The 16,226-nt window shown below is 73.1% G+C and carries 12 protein-coding genes; 5 read left to right on the top strand and 7 right to left on the bottom strand.

Annotated elements, in window-relative coordinates:
• Nucleotides 1-213: 213 nt before the first annotated feature.
• A complete protein-coding gene (gene eccCa / locus ACN28A_RS15885) occupies nt 214-4,194 on the top strand; it encodes a type VII secretion protein EccCa (RefSeq protein WP_421396090.1) in 3,981 nt (1,326 codons plus the stop codon).
• A 228-nt stretch (nt 4,195-4,422) separates the two neighbouring features.
• On the top strand, nt 4,423-5,715 hold the full coding sequence (mycP, locus tag ACN28A_RS15880) for a type VII secretion-associated serine protease mycosin (RefSeq protein WP_421404428.1): 1,293 nt from the start codon (nt 4,423-4,425) through the stop codon (nt 5,713-5,715).
• Nucleotides 5,716-5,814: 99 nt separating this feature from the next.
• Here the strand turns inward: mycP and ACN28A_RS15875 are convergent, their stop codons facing one another.
• The 7 genes from ACN28A_RS15875 to ACN28A_RS15845 all read right to left on the bottom strand — a co-directional run bounded on the left by ACN28A_RS15875 (nt 5,815) and on the right by ACN28A_RS15845 (nt 13,258).
• A complete protein-coding gene (locus tag ACN28A_RS15875) occupies nt 5,815-6,993 on the bottom strand; it encodes a MarP family serine protease (RefSeq protein ID WP_421396089.1) in 1,179 nt (392 codons plus the stop codon).
• 134 nt (nt 6,994-7,127) lie between these two features.
• Nucleotides 7,128-7,886 carry an NUDIX hydrolase gene (locus tag ACN28A_RS15870; RefSeq protein ID WP_421396088.1) on the bottom strand — a complete coding sequence of 253 codons (759 nt, stop codon included), beginning with the start codon at nt 7,884-7,886 and terminating at the stop codon, nt 7,128-7,130.
• Complete coding sequence (locus ACN28A_RS15865) at nt 7,883-8,590, bottom strand: redoxin domain-containing protein (RefSeq protein ID WP_421404426.1); 708 nt, start codon at nt 8,588-8,590, stop codon at nt 7,883-7,885. The genes ACN28A_RS15870 and ACN28A_RS15865 overlap by 4 nt, the downstream gene beginning before the upstream one ends.
• Nucleotides 8,591-8,634: 44 nt before the next feature.
• Nucleotides 8,635-9,429, bottom strand: a complete 795-nt coding sequence (gene nth, locus ACN28A_RS15860) for an endonuclease III (RefSeq protein WP_421404424.1) — start codon at nt 9,427-9,429, stop codon at nt 8,635-8,637.
• 357 nt (nt 9,430-9,786) lie between these two features.
• Nucleotides 9,787-10,986, bottom strand: a complete 1,200-nt coding sequence (locus ACN28A_RS15855) for a CapA family protein (protein ID WP_421404422.1) — start codon at nt 10,984-10,986, stop codon at nt 9,787-9,789.
• Between the two features lie 61 nt (nt 10,987-11,047).
• Nucleotides 11,048-12,157 (bottom strand): hypothetical protein, encoded by a 1,110-nt coding sequence (locus ACN28A_RS15850; protein ID WP_421396087.1) that lies wholly within the window; start codon nt 12,155-12,157, stop codon nt 11,048-11,050.
• A gap of 168 nt (nt 12,158-12,325) precedes the next feature.
• Nucleotides 12,326-13,258 (bottom strand): adenosylcobinamide amidohydrolase, encoded by a 933-nt coding sequence (locus ACN28A_RS15845; RefSeq protein WP_421396086.1) that lies wholly within the window; start codon nt 13,256-13,258, stop codon nt 12,326-12,328.
• Nucleotides 13,259-13,697: 439 nt separating this feature from the next.
• On the opposite strand from ACN28A_RS15845, the gene ACN28A_RS15840 reads away from it, so the two are divergent.
• The 3 genes from ACN28A_RS15840 to ACN28A_RS15830 all read left to right on the top strand — a co-directional run bounded on the left by ACN28A_RS15840 (nt 13,698) and on the right by ACN28A_RS15830 (nt 16,200).
• Nucleotides 13,698-14,375 carry a Crp/Fnr family transcriptional regulator gene (locus tag ACN28A_RS15840; protein WP_101369128.1) on the top strand — a complete coding sequence of 226 codons (678 nt, stop codon included), beginning with the start codon at nt 13,698-13,700 and terminating at the stop codon, nt 14,373-14,375.
• A gap of 262 nt (nt 14,376-14,637) precedes the next feature.
• Nucleotides 14,638-15,252: a TetR/AcrR family transcriptional regulator gene (locus ACN28A_RS15835; RefSeq protein ID WP_421396085.1), complete on the top strand. Its 615-nt coding sequence runs from the start codon at nt 14,638-14,640 to the stop codon at nt 15,250-15,252.
• A gap of 138 nt (nt 15,253-15,390) precedes the next feature.
• Nucleotides 15,391-16,200, top strand: coding sequence for a TIGR03084 family metal-binding protein (locus ACN28A_RS15830; protein WP_421396083.1), 810 nt, complete (start codon nt 15,391-15,393; stop codon nt 16,198-16,200).
• Nucleotides 16,201-16,226 lie beyond the last annotated feature (26 nt).

Here is a 16,226-nt window from a genome sequence, read left to right as displayed (position 1 = left end):
CCATCGAGGGGGCAACCCATGGCTGCGCGGACGACCGCACTTTACCTAGGATGGGACACACTCGTCCGACCGAGCGCGAGAACATTTGCGACGCGGGGGCGTCGGATGGCCCACCGAGACCGACTGCGCGGCGTCGGTGCGGCCTTAGGGGAGGTCTGGAATGGACACGGGAAGCCAGGGCCGGGGCGGCCCGGGGCAGCCGGGAGGCGACCGATGAGCACCGTCGTCATCAAGCGCCCGCCGCGCCGGCCGGCGCCGGACATCCCGACCGGCGAACTCGCCGTCGAGGCGCCGCCGGAGATCCCGCAGGCGGCCGGCGGCAAGTGGCAGCAGATGATGATGGTGCTGCCGATGCTCGGCGGTTCGGTGGCGATGGCGATGATGTTCGGCCGCGGCGGCGGGGCGTACTCCTACGTCATCGGCGCGATGTTCGGCGTCTCCTCGCTGGCCATGGTGGCCTCCTCCTGGGGCAGCGCCTCCGGATCGCCGAAGAAGTCCGAGATGATGCAGGCCCGCCGGGAATACCTGCGACACCTGGCCACCCTGCGGCGCCGGGTCCGGGAGACCGCCTCGAAGCAGCGGGCCGGCCTCTTCTACCGGCACCCCGACCCGGCCCAGCTCTGGTCCACAGTGGGCAGTTACCGGGTCTGGGAGCGGCGCCCCAGCGACGGTGACTTCGGCGTGGTCCGGGTCGCGGTCGGCCCGCAGACCCTGGCCACCCCGCTGGTGCCGCCGGTGACCCGCCCGCTGGAGGACCTGGAGCCGATGACCGCCGGTGCGCTGCGCCGGTTCCTCGACGCGTACTCGGTGGTGCCGGACCTGCCGGTGGCGCTCTCCATCCGCGGCTTCGCCCGGGTCTTCGTGCGCAGCGCACCCAACCAGCGCGACCTGTCCCGCGAACCGGCCGGCGGCGACCCGCAGGCGCTGGCCCGGGCGGTGCTCACCCAGCTCTCCGTCTTCCACGCCCCCGAGGAGCTGCTGATCGCGATCTGCGCCGGACCGGAGCGCCGGGCCCGGTGGGAGTGGGCCAAGTGGCTGCCGCACGCCCACCACCCGACCGCCGTCGACGCGCTCGGCCCGGTACGCCTGGTCGCCAGCTCGGCCGTCGAGCTGGAGAAGATGATCGACGACGTGGTCGGCAACCGCTCCCGGTTCAGCCTCTCCGGCCCGGCGACCGACGGCCCGCACGTGGTGATCGTGCTCGACGGCGGCGACCTGAACGGCGCGAGTTACCTGGCCGGGGACAGCGGCATCGACGCGGTGACGATCATCGACCTGGACAGCCCGCCGCCCCGGCTGCTGGACCGGGCCATGCTGGTGCTGGAGACCGACGGCGGCCGGCTGAACACCTACTCGATGGAGGGCGAGGCCGAGGTCGGCACCCCGGACCGGCTCAGCGTGGAGGAGGCCGAGGCGGTCGCCCGCCGGCTCGCCCCGCTGCGGCTGGCCGCCGCCCAGAAGGGCTCCACGGACGTCCCGCTGGTCAAGGAGATGACCCTGGGCGAGCTGCTCGGGGTCGGCGACCCGGAGAACTTCAGCATCGTGCAGGGCTGGGCGCCCCGGCCCAACCGGGACAAGCTGCGGGTGCCGATCGGCGTCGGCGCGGACGGCGGCGTGGTCGACCTCGACCTCAAGGAGTCCGCACAGGACGGTATGGGACCGCACGGCCTGCTGATCGGGGCCACCGGCTCCGGCAAGTCGGAACTGCTGCGTACCCTCGTGCTGGGGTTGGCGGCGACGCACTCCTCCGAGGCGCTCAACTTCGTCCTGGTCGACTTCAAGGGCGGCGCGACCTTCGCCTCGCTGGACCGGCTGCCGCACACCGCCGCCGTGATCACCAACCTCGCCGACGAGCTGCCGCTTGTCGACCGGATGGTGGACGCCATCAACGGCGAGATGATCCGCCGGCAGGAGCTGCTCCGCAAGGCCGGCAACTACGCCAACCTGAAGGACTACGACAAGGCCCGCTCCGGCGGTGCCGCGCTGGCGCCGCTGCCGTCGCTGCTGATCATCTGTGACGAGTTCTCCGAGCTGCTCAGCGCCAAGCCGGACTTCATCGACCTCTTCGTGCAGATCGGCCGGCTGGGCCGGTCGCTCGGGGTGCACCTGCTGCTCGCCTCGCAGCGCCTGGAGGAGGGACGGCTGCGCGGGCTGGACGGCCACCTGTCCTACCGGATCGGTCTGCGGACCTTCTCCGCCCTGGAGTCCCGGGCGGTGCTGGGGGTGCCGGACGCCTACGAGCTGCCCCGGGCGCCGGGACACGGCTACCTGAAGTTCGGCACCGAGCCACTGGTCCGGTTCAAGGCGGCGTACGTCTCCGGCCCGTACCAGAAGGCGACCGTGGGCGGCCCGGGCGCGCAGGGGTACACGGGTCCCCGGCTGCTGTCGTACTCGACGCACCACGTGCCGGTGCCCAAACCGGTGGTACCGGCCGCCCCGAAGCCGGCCCCGGAGGACCCGACGGCGCAGAGCCTGCTCGACGTGATGGTCACCCGGCTGGTCGGCCAGGGCCCGCCGGCCCACCAGGTGTGGCTGCCACCGCTGTCCCAGGCACCGGCGCTGGACGAGATCCTCGGCCCGGTGGTCACCGACCCGGCCCGCGGGCTCACCTTCGGCAACCCCGAGCTGCACGGCGCGCTCCAGGTGCCGGTGGCGATGATCGACAAGCCGTTCGAGCAGCGTCGTGACCTGCTCTGGCTCAGCCTGGAGGGCGGCGCCGGGCACGTGGCGGTGGCCGGTGGTCCGCAGTCCGGCAAGTCGAGCCTGCTGCGTACCCTGATCTGCGGGCTGGCGCTCACCCACACCCCGCCCGAGGTGCAGGTCTACTGCCTCGACTTCGGTGGCGGTTCGCTCGCCTCGCTGCGCGACCTGCCGCACGTCGGCGGGGTTGCCGGGCGGTCGGACGCGGCGGCGGTGCGGCGTACCGTCGGCGAGATCAGCACCCTGCTCAACGAGCGCGAGCAACGCTTCGCCGAGCTGGGCGTGGAGTCGATGCCGGCGTACCGGAAGCGGCGTGCCTCGGCCGGCGGCGTCGGCGTCGGCGCGGACCCGTTCGGGGACGTGTTCCTGGTCGTCGACGGCTGGCCCACCCTGCGCGGCGAGTACGACGACCTCGAACCCCTGGTCACCGACATCGCCACCCGCGGCCTCTCGTACGGCGTGCACGTGGTCGCGGCGGCACCGCGCTGGATGGACTTCCGGCCGGCGATCCGGGACCTCTTCGGCTCCCGGCTGGAGTTGCGGCTCGGCGATCCCACCGACTCGATCGTCTCCCGCAAGGCGGCGGCGAACGTGCCGGAGAAGACCCCGGGGCGCGGTATCACCGCCGAGAGCCTGCACTTCCTGACCGTGCTGCCGGAGCTGTCCAGCCTCGGCGGCGGACAGACGCAGGCGCTGGTGAAGGCGGTCGCCGGCAACTGGAGCGGCGCACCGGCCCCCCGGGTCCGGCTGCTCCCGCCGGTGCTGCCCTACGCCGACCTGGACCTCGCCAACATCTCCGGGCTGCGGCTGCCGATCGGCATCTCCGAGGCCGACCTCCAGCAGGTGTCGGTCGACTTCGCCTCCGAGCCGCACTTCCTGCTCTTCGGCGACGCCGAGTGCGGCAAGTCGTCCTTCCTGCGGGCACTGGCCACCTCGATCACCAACCGCTACACCCCGGAGCAGGCCCGGATCATCCTGGTCGACTTCCGGCGCAGCCTGCTCGGCGTGATCCAGTCCGACCACCTGATCGGCTACGGCACCGCCGCACAGGCGACGAGCGAGCTGATCGAGTCGGTCGCCGGCTACATGCAGCGCCGGTTGCCGGGGCCGGACGTCACCCCGCAGCAGTTGCGGGAGCGCTCCTGGTGGACCGGGCCGGAGCTGTTCGTACTCGTCGACGACTACGACCTGGTCGCCACCGGCCCGAACAACCCGCTGCTGCCGCTGGTCGAATACCTGCCCCAGGCCCGGGACGTCGGCCTGCACGTGGTGCTGACCCGACGCTCCGGCGGCGCCTCCCGGTCGCTCTACGAGCCGATCATCCAGCGCCTGCGGGAACTCTCCTCCCCCGGCCTGGTGATGTCCGGCAGCAAGGACGAGGGCGCCCTGATCGGTTCGGTGCGTCCCGGTCCGATGCCGCCCGGCCGGGGCCGGCTGGTGACCCGGAAGGAAGGCGTCCGGCTGGTGCAGCTCGCCTACCTCCCGTCGACCTGAGCCGGCAGCGGACCCGCGGGCCCGAGGTGTAAGGAAGGGCCCCTTCTTATACAGAAAACGATAAGAAGTGGGCCCTTCCTTACACCTCCACCTTCGGGCCACGGTCTCGGGGCGGTGGACAGTGGATCTCAGATCGGTTGCAAAGTTTCGCCGCGCGACGGGGGTGAAACGGGGTAACCTCCGTGCATCGTGTGTCCCCCGGGGTGAAATGACCATGCTGTGACCAGGCTGCCGCTTCCAACCGAACGTGCGCTCGCCCGGGTCGCCGGAGCTGCGCTGCTCGCCACGGCCGGGATCGCCGGATCGCTCTCAGGTCCGCCCCCGGCACCGGCGACCGCCGCCGTGCCGGCGCCGCCGGTCAGGCTGCCCGTGTTGGCCGACCCGGTCCGGGACGAGCAGTGGCAGTTGGACGAGTTCAACGCCAGGGCGATCTGGAAGGTCTCCACCGGCAAGGGCATCACGGTGGCGGTGGTCGACTCCGGGGTCGACGCCAGCCATCCCGACCTGGCCGGCCAGGTGCTGCCCGGCATCGACCTGGTCGACGGGAGCGGCAACGGCCAGACCGACCCGGTGGGGCACGGCACCACCGTCGCCGCGCTGATCGCCGGGCGCAACGACGACACCCGGGGCGTCGCCGGACTCGCCCCCAGGGCCAAGATCCTGCCGGTCCGGGTGCTCGACGAGGAGAACCGCTACGACGACGCGCTGATCGTGGCCAGAGGCGTCCGCTGGGCGGTCGACAACGGCGCCCAGGTGGTGAACCTGTCGCTGGGCGGCACCGGGGAGAGCCCCGCGCTCGCCGCCGCCCTCGACTACGCCTTCGCCCGGGACGTGGTCGTCGTCGCCTGCACCGGCAACCTCGGGTCGTCCGCCGGCAAGCGGGTCTGGTATCCGGCCCGCGAGCCGGGCGTGGTCGCCGTGGCGGGCCTGGAACGGGAGAGCGACGCGCTCTGGTCCGGCTCGATAACCGGCCCGGAGACCGTGCTCTCCGCCCCGGCCACCGGCCTCACCGGCGCCCGGCCGGGCGGTGTCTGGCGGGTCCAGGGCACCAGCTTCGCCGCCCCGCTGGTGGCCGCGGCGGCCGCCCTGGTCCGGTCGCACTGGCCGAAGATGTCCGCCGGTGACGTGGTCAACCGACTGATCAACACAGCCCGGGACGTCGGGCCGTCCGGCCGGGACGACCGGTTCGGGTTCGGCGTCGTCGACCCGGTCGCCGCGCTGAACGGCGAGGTCTCCAGCGTGCGGAGCAATCCGCTTGACGACGGCGAGGCACCTCCCGGGGTCGCCGGCTTCGGCTCCGCGCCCGGCCGGGAGGCGGCGCCCCCGCCGGCCAGCACCGGGCCGGAGACCATCGGTACGGCGGCGTCCGGCCGCTCGGCCGACTGGACCGCCCAGGCCGCCGGTGACCAGATCAGCCATCCGCCGCCGGAGGTGTGGAGCGGCGGCGGCCTCCTCTTCCTCGTGTTCGTCGCCGGGTCCGTCCTCGTGCTCCGGCGCCGGCTCCGTCGCGACCGTCCCTGACCGCCCCGGCGCCCGAGCGGCGCACGGCCGAACAGCCAGCGCCCGAGCGGCGCACGGCCGAACGTTGGACGGCCGACCAGCGAACGCCCGAGCGGCCGGTCAGGTGCAGGCGCCGGTGCTGGTGACCCGGGTACGTTCCAGACCGCTGCTGGCGGTGGAGCGGGCCTCGTCGGCCGTCACCGCGAAACCGGTGTTCGGGTCGTCGGCCGCCGCCGCGAAGATGACTCCGAGCACCTGGCCGTCCGGAGCCACCAGCGGGCCGCCGGAGTTGCCGCTGCGGACCAGCCCCCGGATCGTGTAGATCTCCCGGTTGACCCGACCCGACTCGTAGATGTCCGGGCCGGCGATCTCCCCGACGTCGCGGATCCGGGCCGGCTGGGCGTTGTACGGCCCGTCCAGCGGGAATCCGAGCACGATGGCGTCGTCCTCGATCGCCGCCTCGCCGCTGGCGAACCGCATCACCGGCGCGGACAGCTCCGGCACGTAGAGCACCGCCAGGTCGCGGTCCGGGTCGTAGACGACCACCCGGGCGCTGTGCCGGTCGCCGGCCACCTCGACCTGGACGGTACGGGTGCCGGCCACCACGTGCGCGTTCGTCATCACCCGGTTGTCGGCGTAGACGAAACCGGAACCCTCGATCCGGCGCGAACAGCTGGGTGCGTTGCCGAGCACCTTGACGACCGAGCGCCGCCCGTTCACCACCACCTGCGACCCGGCCAGTGCCGGGTCGGGCGAGGCCACCTCGCGGGACCGGGTCGGGGTCAGCCCGCCGAAGACGTCCGGGAACCCGTTGGTGTCGACGGTGTCCCGCAGCGCCCGGGACAGCGCCTGCGCCTCCGGCGGCAACACCCGGTCCACCACCGTCAGCAGGGCGCTGTTGCGGACGGCGCTGGCCAGCCAGGGCAGCGAGGAGGAGGCCAGCGGGACGGCCACCAGCCAGGCCACCAGGAGTACGGCGAAGAGCGAGATCAGCGCCCCACCGACGTCGTCGGCCGCCCGGCCGGCCTGGCTGGTGATGGCGTGCCGCAGGCGGGAACCGAGCCAGCCGGCGAGGGCCTGCCCGAGCAGTGCCAGGCCGAAGATCGAGGCCAGCGCAACCACGACCCGGGTGGTGTTGCTGCTGAACTGCTCGGCGAGCAGCGGCCCGACCTGGAGGCCGATCAGGGCACCGCCGAAGAAGCCGGTGAAGGAGAGCAGACCGATGACGAATCCCTGCCGGTAGCCGCTGATCGCGAACAGCAACATGAGCAGGATCAGGACGACATCCACCACCGACACCCGTCAAGGGTACGGGGGAAGCCTGAGAACGGTCCGGGCCACCGGCGCTTACCGCCGAATCGGGCGCACCGCGGTGCCGGGGCGGCGTTCAGCCGGCCGGGGCTTCGCCCGCCGGTCGACCCCGCCGGCGGCGTTCAGCCGGCCGGTGCCGGTCCGGCCAGCCCGTCGACCCCGGCCGGCAGCCCGTCGGCCCCGGCCGGCAGCCCGTCGACCCCGGCCGGCAGCTCGGTGCCGGGGGCGGGGCTCGGGGGCGGGCTGGTCGGCGGCAGGTCGAGGATCCGGTCCTGTGCCCAGGGCCGGGCCCAACCCGCCATCTCCAACAGGGTGGCGAGCACTCCGGCGGTGAAGCCCCAGACCAGCATCCCCCGGGACTGGAAGGCCGGACCGATCCAGCCGCTCGGATGGCGTACCCGGACCCGGTTGGCCGGGTCGACGAGCTCGGCGACCGGCACCCGGGCCACGTGTGCCACCTCGGCCGGCTCCCTCGGGTGCACCGGATGCGGCCGGTGCCACCAGGCGAGTACCGGGGTGACCACGAAATCGCTGACCGGGATCCAGAGCCGGGGCAGTTGGGCCAGTACGGTCACGCTGGTCGGGTCGAGCCCGACCTCCTCGTACGCCTCCCGCAGGGCGGTCGCCGCCGCGTCCTCGTCGTCCGGGTCGCACGCCCCGCCGGGAAAGGCCGGCTGCCCGGCGTGGGTACGCAGGGTCGCGGCCCGTTGCAGGATCAGCACGTCCAGCCCGTGCTCCGGCTGTTCGCCGAGGAGCACGAGCACGGCACTGGCCCGTCCACCGTTGGCCGGGGTGCGTACCCGGGTGAAGTCCTCGGCGCGGGCCGACCGGACCCGGGTGAGCAGCGGCTCGCACCACCGGGGAATTTCCCGCTCGGTCACGACGGCACCGCCACCCCCAGATGGCGCCGGACCAGCGCGGCCAGCTCGGTGTCGTCGAGCGCACCCGTCTCGTCCCGGTGCCGGATCCGCCCCTCGGCGTCGACGAAGAGCGTGACCGGCAGTACGGGCCGGCCGCCCAGCCCGGTCAGCAGCGACTTGTCCCGGTCGTAGAGGCTGGGGAACCTCAGCCCGAAGTCCTCGCCGATCGAGCGGGCGGCGGGCCGCGCGTCCCCGGTGTTCACTCCGACCACCCGGAGCCGGTCGCCGGTCCGCTCGGCGAGCCGCTGGAAGGCGGGCAGCTCCTTGCGGCAGGGCGCGCACCAGGAGGCCCAGAGGTTGAGCACAGCCGGTCCGCGCAGCTCGCCGACGGCTACCTCGGCGGTCCCGACGAAGCAGGGCAGGCTCAGCGCCGGCAACACCCGGCCCACCCCGCCGGCCGATCCGGCTTCCGCGGCGGGCGTCGACGCGGAGGTCGCCCGGGTCGAGCCGGTCGGCGTGCCCGCCTGGGCGACGGCGGCGGACCTGCCCGCCTGGGCGACGGCGGCGGACGTGCCCGCCTGGGCGGTGGGTGCGGCGATCGGGGTGGTCAGGTTGGCACAGTCGGCGAAGGCGGTCGTCGTCGTACCGTCGTCGGCGGCCGGCGGTGCCCCGGAGCCCGGATCCGGTCCCGTACAGGCGCTGGCGAACAGCAGCAGCGCCAGCATCGACCCGCCGAGCCGCAACCGGTCGACGCCACGACGATGCTGGTTCACGGGGTGTCGCCGACGGCGGCGGTCGCCGGCACCAGGTCGGGATCGACTCCGGCCTGCACCGCCAGGTCCCGCGCCCGGGGACCCTTCAGCAGCTTGGCGGCGGCGGCCGGGTCGGTCGGGCCGAGGCCGTAGGAGGGACAGAGCCGGGCCAGCGTGCAGGCGCCGCAGGCCGGCTTGCGGGCGTGGCAGACCCGCCGGCCGTGGAAGATCACCCGGTGCGAGAGCATCGTCCAGTCGCGCCGCTCGAAGAGGTCGCCGACGGCGTACTCGATTTTGACCGGGTCGGTCTCGGTGGTCAGCTCCCACCGGTGCACCAGCCGGTCGAAGTGGGTGTCGACGGTTATCCCGGGCACCCCGAACGCGTTGCCGAGGATCACGTTCGCGGTCTTGCGGCCGATCCCGGGCAGGCTCACCAGGTCGGCCATCCGGCGGGGCACCTGGCCGTCGTACCGCTCGACCAGCTGGCTGCCGAGGTTCATCAGCGAGTTGGTCTTGTTCCGGAAGAAGCCGGTCGGCCGGATCATCTCCTCCAACTCGGCCCGGTCCGCCCCGGCGTAGTCGGCCGCGGTCGGATAGCGGGCGAAGAGCTTGGGAGTCACCTCGTTGACCCGCTGGTCGGTGCACTGAGCCGAGAGGATGGTCGCCACGGCCAGCTGCAACGGACCCTGGTGGTTGAGCTCGCAGTGGGCGTCGGGGTGGGTCTCGGTCAGCGCCCGGCCGATCCGCCGGGCCCGCCGCTTGCGGCCGAGATCGGATTCGACGGTACGCCGGGTCGACCGTGCTGTCCGGATCGCCCGGGTCGCCTCACCGGGCGCGGCCTCGACCCCGGTCCGCGCCGACTCGTCTCTGGCACTCACGCCGGCCAGCCTACGTCGCGACGACGACATCGACGCCGGGGAGCCGGACCCGGCCGAAGCATGGGAACTCCTTCCGCCCCGCCGCCCACCCGGCGGGGCTCAGCCGCCCGGGCTCGCGGCGGCCGGCCCCGCTCATTCCTCGGCCGCCGGATCAGCCCGGCCAGCTCGCGGTCGCCGGATCAACCGGCCCGACTCGCGGCCGGGGCATCAGCCGGCTCAGCTCGCGGTCGCCGGCCCAGCTCCCGGTGCCCGGATCAGTCGCGGTGCCCGGCTCAGCTCCCGGTGCCCGGATCAGTTCGCGGCGGCCGGTGGGGTGATCTTGCCGTCGGTGGCCACCCGGGCGCCGGTCTTCGGGAAGTCGGACTTACAGAGGTCCCGGACCAGGCCGGCGGCCCGCCGCTGCGGGTCCATCGTCGGCAGGCCCGAACCGTTCATGTACGTCGAGACGAGCTGCCCGCCCGCCCACTCCCCCTCGGCGGTCAGCGAGACCTTCAACACGGCTCCCCAGCCGAGCCGGCCGTTGTTGCTCAGCGTCCCACCGCCGCCGGCGAAGTTGCCGAGGCTGTACGCGATCAGCCGCCCCTTGTAGAACTCCAGCGCCCGCATCACGTGCGGCCCGTGCCCGACCACCAGATCCGCACCCGCGTCGATCATCGAGTGGGAGAACTTGATCGGGTCGCCCCGGTTCTCGCCGAGGAACATCTCGGTACCCGGCCGGACCCGGGTCTTCTCCGAGCCCTCGCCGCCCATGTGCACCTGCACGACGACCAGGTCCGCCATGCCGGCGGCCTTCTGGATCACCTTCTTCGCCGAACTGATGTTGACCAGACTGTTGGACCAGGCGTACGACGAGAAGCCGGCCACCGCCACCTTGACGCCCTCGACGTCGACCACGGTGATCTGGTTGGGCGCGCCGGTGTGCTGGAGGTCGTACTTCTCCAGGGCCTCCTGGGTGTTCTCGTAGCCGGCCTTACCGTAGTCGTACCCGTGGTTGTTGGCCTGGTTGAGCAGCTCGAAGCCCGCCTCCTTCAGATGCCCGGCGTACGACGGCGGTGCCCGGAACTGGTGGCAGCGGGTCGAGTTGGCGCCACACTTCGAGGTGCCGGTGTCGTCGGTCAACGGCTCCTCGAGGTTGCCCATCACCAGGTCGGCGGCGAGCGCCTTCTTGACCGAGTTGAAGAACCCCTTGCCACCGTTGGGTGGCAGTCGCCCCGGGGCGTTGCCCATCACGATGTCACCGGTGGCGGACATCGAGATGACCTTGGGCGTCGGCTCGCCGGTCGGCGACGGGTCGGTCGAGGCGGAGCCGGCGGCGCTCGGCCCGACCTGCGGACCGGCGGTGTCGTCGCCGCCGAGCAGGTCGAAGGCGGCCACGGCGGCCACACCCGTTCCGAGCAGCACGGCGAGGACCGCGGTCACGACTAGGGCGGTCCGGCCGGCGCCGCGGGGCGCCCGGCGGGACTTGGCTGGAGTCGGCTGGGTGTCGTACATCGCCCGGGAACAGTACCGGGATCGGTCCACCGGGGCGACCGTCGACCGGTCAGTGTCGCCGTCACTTAAGGGTGATCGTGCCGCTGTTGCGGGTGTCGCGCCGCTCGAAACCCTCCTTCCGGCCGTCGTTGGCGGTGACGGTGGCCCGGGTGCGGTAGGTGACCGAGAACCTCCGGGTCTCAGCCGGCACCTGGAACGCCGCCGACCAGGTGACCGGGACGGTCAGCGTCGAGCCCGCCGCGCCGAAGGCGGGCACCGTCACGGAGGTACCGGCCGGAACCCGGAGCGCCTGTCCGGCGGCGGTACGGATCGTCAGGCTGCGGGACAGGTCGATCTTGAACTTGACCCGGGTGGGATTGGCGTGCAGGTTCGCGGTCACCCGCGCCCAGAGCATGCCGGACCGGGCCGCACCGAGTTTCTCGTCGTTCCCGCGCAGCTCGACCTTGACATCGACGTCGACCAACGCATCCCAGCCCAGCCCGGGGTCGCGCCGGGGCACGGCGACGTAGTCGGTCAACCGGACGGTGCCCGAGGCGACCAGCCGGTCCGACGGGGTGGCCGGCTGGTCCGCCGCCGACGGCGCCGGCGCCACCGGCCGCGGCGACGGTCCGACGAGCTTGCCGGTACGGATGCTTATCGACTGGATGTTCCCACCCTCGTTCACCGCGAGGGTGGCGTCCGCCCCCGCCGGCACCGACACGACGACGACACTGCCCGGCAGCAGCGCGGTGCCGTCGAGTTCCCGGGCCACGCCGTCGACCAGCACCATCACCTTCGGAAAGCGGTTGGAGAGCGGCCGCTTACGCTGCTCGGGCTCGGTCAGGTGCAGCAGCAGGAACTCCCGGCCCTCACCGGCCAGCCAGGGCGGCACCTGTCCGGGGCCACGCAGCGCCAACTCCCGGACCGCCTCCTCGGTCAGCTCCGTCGCCACGCCGTACCGGCTCAGCGCCACCTCGTAGTCCGCGCCGACGAGTACCGCGTCCTCGGGCAGCGCCCGCGACTCCAGCTCCAGGTCGCCGAACGGGTCGTCGAGCCGGGAGGTGCCCTCGACGACGAAGGTGTCCGGGACCGGAGGCACCTCCGGTTCGTCGCCACCAGCACAGCCGACGAGTCCGGCGGCCAGTCCACCGCTCAGCGTGGCGGCCAACAGGATGTTGCCGAGTCGTCCCATCGAATTGCTCCCCCGTCCAGACGAACCGCCTCGTCGGCGATCGACGGAGGTCATGATGGCCCACCCACGCCACGCTCGCGACCCCTCACCGGCCACCGTCGCGACCCGCCGCCGCACCCGACAGGCGCGACCCGATGCGGACGGGAGATCGGGGGATTCGGGGCCGGGTCAGCGGTGTGACCAGGGAACGACCGGTGAGCCACCGCCATCGCGTACCGCCCGGCAGGCGGCGCGGGCCAGTGGGGCCCCCCAACGGGATCGCGGACCCCCGTACGGCGCGGCCGGGCCGTCCGGCGGGCAGAGCACGGTGACCGCGTCGGTGGCGGTGCCGGTGGCCGGCAGGCCCAGTTCCCGCAGTGCCTGCGCCTTGGCCTCGGTGATCGTGGCGACGGCGTTGACCAGGGCGGCGTCGCCGAGGCGCTCCGGCAGCAACGCGACGACATTCACCGTGCCGACATGATTCACCGTGCGGACATGCGTAGCCGACCCGGATGCGGGCCCGGGCACGGCTGCGGGTGTCCAGGCGGATGCGGCCGGCACGGATGCGGAGGCCGGCCCGGCTGCGGAGGCCGGCACGGATGCGGAGGCCGGCACGGATGCGGAGGCCGGCACGGATGCGGAGGCCGGCCCGGCTGCAGGGGTCGGCAGGGGTGCGGAGGCCGGCACGGATGCGGAGGCCGGCCCGGCTGCAGGGGTCGGCAGGGGTGCGGAGGCCGGCAGGGGTGCAGGGGTCGGGGCGGGTGCAGGGAACGGGGCGGGGTCGGTTGCAGCCCAGATCGGGGCGCCGAGGCCGACGGTGGCCCAGACCCGGACACCGTCGTCGTCGGCGGTCACCACCTCGGCCACGTCGACGCCGGTGAGCAGCCCGACGCCGGGTCCGCGCAGGCCGAACCGCTCGGCCAGTTCACCGAGGTGGACGTCCGGGTCGTCCCGGCGGTACGACATCGGCACGGTCGCGTTCACCACCCAGTGCCGTACGCCGATCCCGCCGCCGAGCGGCCCGGAGCTGATCGCCAGCGCTGGCCGGTCGAGCTGCCAGACCAGCAGCGGCACCCGCAGCCCGTCCTCGACCCGGTAGGTCAACAGCGGCTCGTTCTGCACCGCCCGACTCTACGACCAGCCCCCGCACCCCCACCCGCCCCCGCACCCCCGGCCGTCTCCCGCCCACTCACCCACCCACCGCACACCGACCTGGACAACAGAGGCGTTACCGCCTCCCCGTAACGCCTCTGTTGTCCAGGTGAATGGCGAGGGTCCGGGGGAAGGAGTTGCCACGTGGGGGCACGGGGCGATCGTGCGGGGAGTGGCGCCGTTGACGGGGTGTGCGTGGGTGGGGGTGGGGTGGACTCGCCCGGGTGGACACGTGGTGCGCGAAACCGGGCGTACCCCTGGGTTGTCTGGGCTTACCCGGCCCGGCACCGGATCAAGATTCCAGGGGTGCTCCTCCGATTAGTCTTCACATGCGCCTAGACTTGGCGGCGCGCGCCGGATCACCGGCCGGAACCCGGCCGCGGACGGCTCGCGTGGGCGGAGGTGCGCGATGGACGAGGTGTTGGCTCGGAGCGGGATCTTCCAGGGTGTTGACCCCGAGGCTGCCGAGGCACTCGCGAAGGACATGGAGACCCTCGAGGTCCGTAAGGGCGAAATCGTCTTCAACGAGGGCGAACCAGGCGACAGCCTCTATATCGTCCTGAGCGGCAAGATCAAGGTGGGCCGCCGGGCCGCCGATGGCCGGCAGAACCTGATCGCCGTGATGGGCCCCTCCGACATGGTCGGCGAACTCTCGCTCTTCGATCCCGGCCCGCGTACGGCGACCGCCACCGCCGTGATCGACACCCGGCTAGCTCGGCTGCGCAAGCAGGCGTTGCGCCCCTGGCTGAACAACCGGCCGGAGATAGCGGAACAACTGCTCCGGGTGCTCGCCCGCAGGCTGCGCCGGACGAACGACAACCTGGCCGACCTGATCTTCACCGACGTGCCCGGCCGGGTGGCGAAGAACCTGCTCCAGATGGCGGGCCGGTTCGGCACCCGGGACGGCGGCGTACTCCGGGTCACCCACGACCTGACCCAGGAGGAGATCGCCCAGCTCGTCGGCGCCTCCCGGGAGACCGTCAACAAGGCGCTGGCCGATTTCGCGTCGCGCGGCTGGCTGCGTCTGGACGGCAAGAGCATCATCATCCTCGACCCGGAGCGCCTGGCCCGCCGCGCCCGCGTCTGACTGACCGACCACGGTCCGACGACCACGGTCCGACGACCACGTTGCGACCGCCCGCGTCTGAACCCAACCGCGTCTGACCGACCATGCACGCCCGGCCCCGCATCCCCATCACCCGGTGGACGATGCGGGGTCGAACCGTATCCGCCGCCGCTGACCAGGCGGCCAGGCACGGGTGTGGGGTGGCCGACGTTCGGCGATGACAGACCGGAGACGGAAAACAAGCAGTCTTGACTGTTTGTTTTGTGGCGGGCAGGCTGTCCAGATGTCCACCGCACCGACCCGTACCCCGCAGCGGGAGCGCAGCCGGGCGACCCAGGCCCGGGTGCTGGAAGCCACTGTGGAGTGTCTGGTCGAGCGGGGCTGGTCCGGCACCACAACCACTGTTGTGGCGGCCCGGGCCGGTGTCTCCCGAGGCGCCCAACTGCACCACTATCCGACCAAGAGCACTCTGGTGATGGCCGCCGTCGAGCACCTGGCCGAGCGCCGGGCGGCCGAGATCCGCGCCGAGGCTGCCGGTCTGCCGGCCGGACCCGAACGGCTCGACCGGGTCGTAGACATGCTGGCCACCGCCTTCACCGGCCCGCTCTTCGTCGCCGCCCTGGAGCTGTGGGTCGCCGGGCGGACCGATCCGGAGCTGCGCGACGCGCTGGTGCCGATGGAGGCCCGGGTCGGCCGGGAGATGCACCGGCTCACCGTCGACCTGCTCGGCGCCGACGAACGGCATTCCGGGGTACGCGAGGCGATCCAGGCGACTCTCGACCTGCTCCGTGGGCTCGGGGTGGCCAACCTGCTCTCCGACGACTCGACCCGGCGCACCGCCCTGCTCGGCGTCTGGAAAGGGCAACTCGCCTCGATCATCGCGACGACGCCGTCCTGACCGTCAACCACGACACCGGACCCGGAACCGGGCACGACACCTCGTTGGGAACCGGGCACTACACCGCACCGAAACCCGTGATCCGGCACCGCACCGCATCAAACTGACTTGGCACCGACAACGGCAAGGAGCCTGCGCATGGTCGATCTCGACAGCCTGCTGACGGACCTGGCCGCCGAGTCTGCGGCGCTGGAGACGCTGGTGGCGGAGCTGCCCGAGCCGGACTGGTCCCGCCCCACCCCCGCACCCGGCTGGACCGTCGCGCACCAGATCGCCCACCTCGCCTGGACCGACCACGTCGCCACCCTCGCCGCCAGCGACGTCGACGCGTTCGCCGAGTCGATCCGGCACGCGGCGGAGGATCCGGACGGCTTCATCGACCGGGGCGCGGCCGAGTTCCTGGCCCCCGTGCCCGAGTTGACGCGGCGGTGGCGGGCCGGCCGGTCGGCCCTGGACCAGGCACTGCGCCGGGTACCGGCCGGCGGCAGGATGCCCTGGTACGGCACCCGGATGTCGGCCAGCTCGATGGCGACCGCACGGATCATGGAGACCTGGGCGCACGGCGAGGACGTCGCCGACGCGCTCGGCGTCACCCGTACCCCGACCGCCCGGCTCCGGCACGTCGCCTACCTCGGTACCCGTACCGTCGGACACGCCTTCGCCACCCACGGCCGCCCGGTCCCCGACGTGCAGCTGCGGTTCGAGTTGACCGGCCCGGACGGCGAGCCCTGGCAGTTCGGGCCGGCCGAGGCGGCGGACCGGGTCACCGGGCCGGCGCTGGACTTCTGCCTGCTGGTCACCAGGCGGCGGCACCCCGCCGACCTGGCGCTGGTCGCGGTCGGGCCGGTCGCCACCGAGTGGCTCGGCATCGCCCAGGTCTTCGCCGGCCCGCCCGGCCCCGCCCGGCCGCCGGCTGGGGCGGACGCCCCGGGCCGGCCGGTGCGGTGATCGGAGCCAGCCCGGACGTGCTGCGG

This window comes from Plantactinospora sp. WMMB782 (genome assembly GCF_049179135.1).
GTDB lineage: Bacteria > Actinomycetota > Actinomycetes > Mycobacteriales > Micromonosporaceae > Plantactinospora.
The sequence above is the reverse complement of the archived record's forward strand: the minus strand, read 5'-3'. Positions and strand labels throughout refer to the sequence as shown.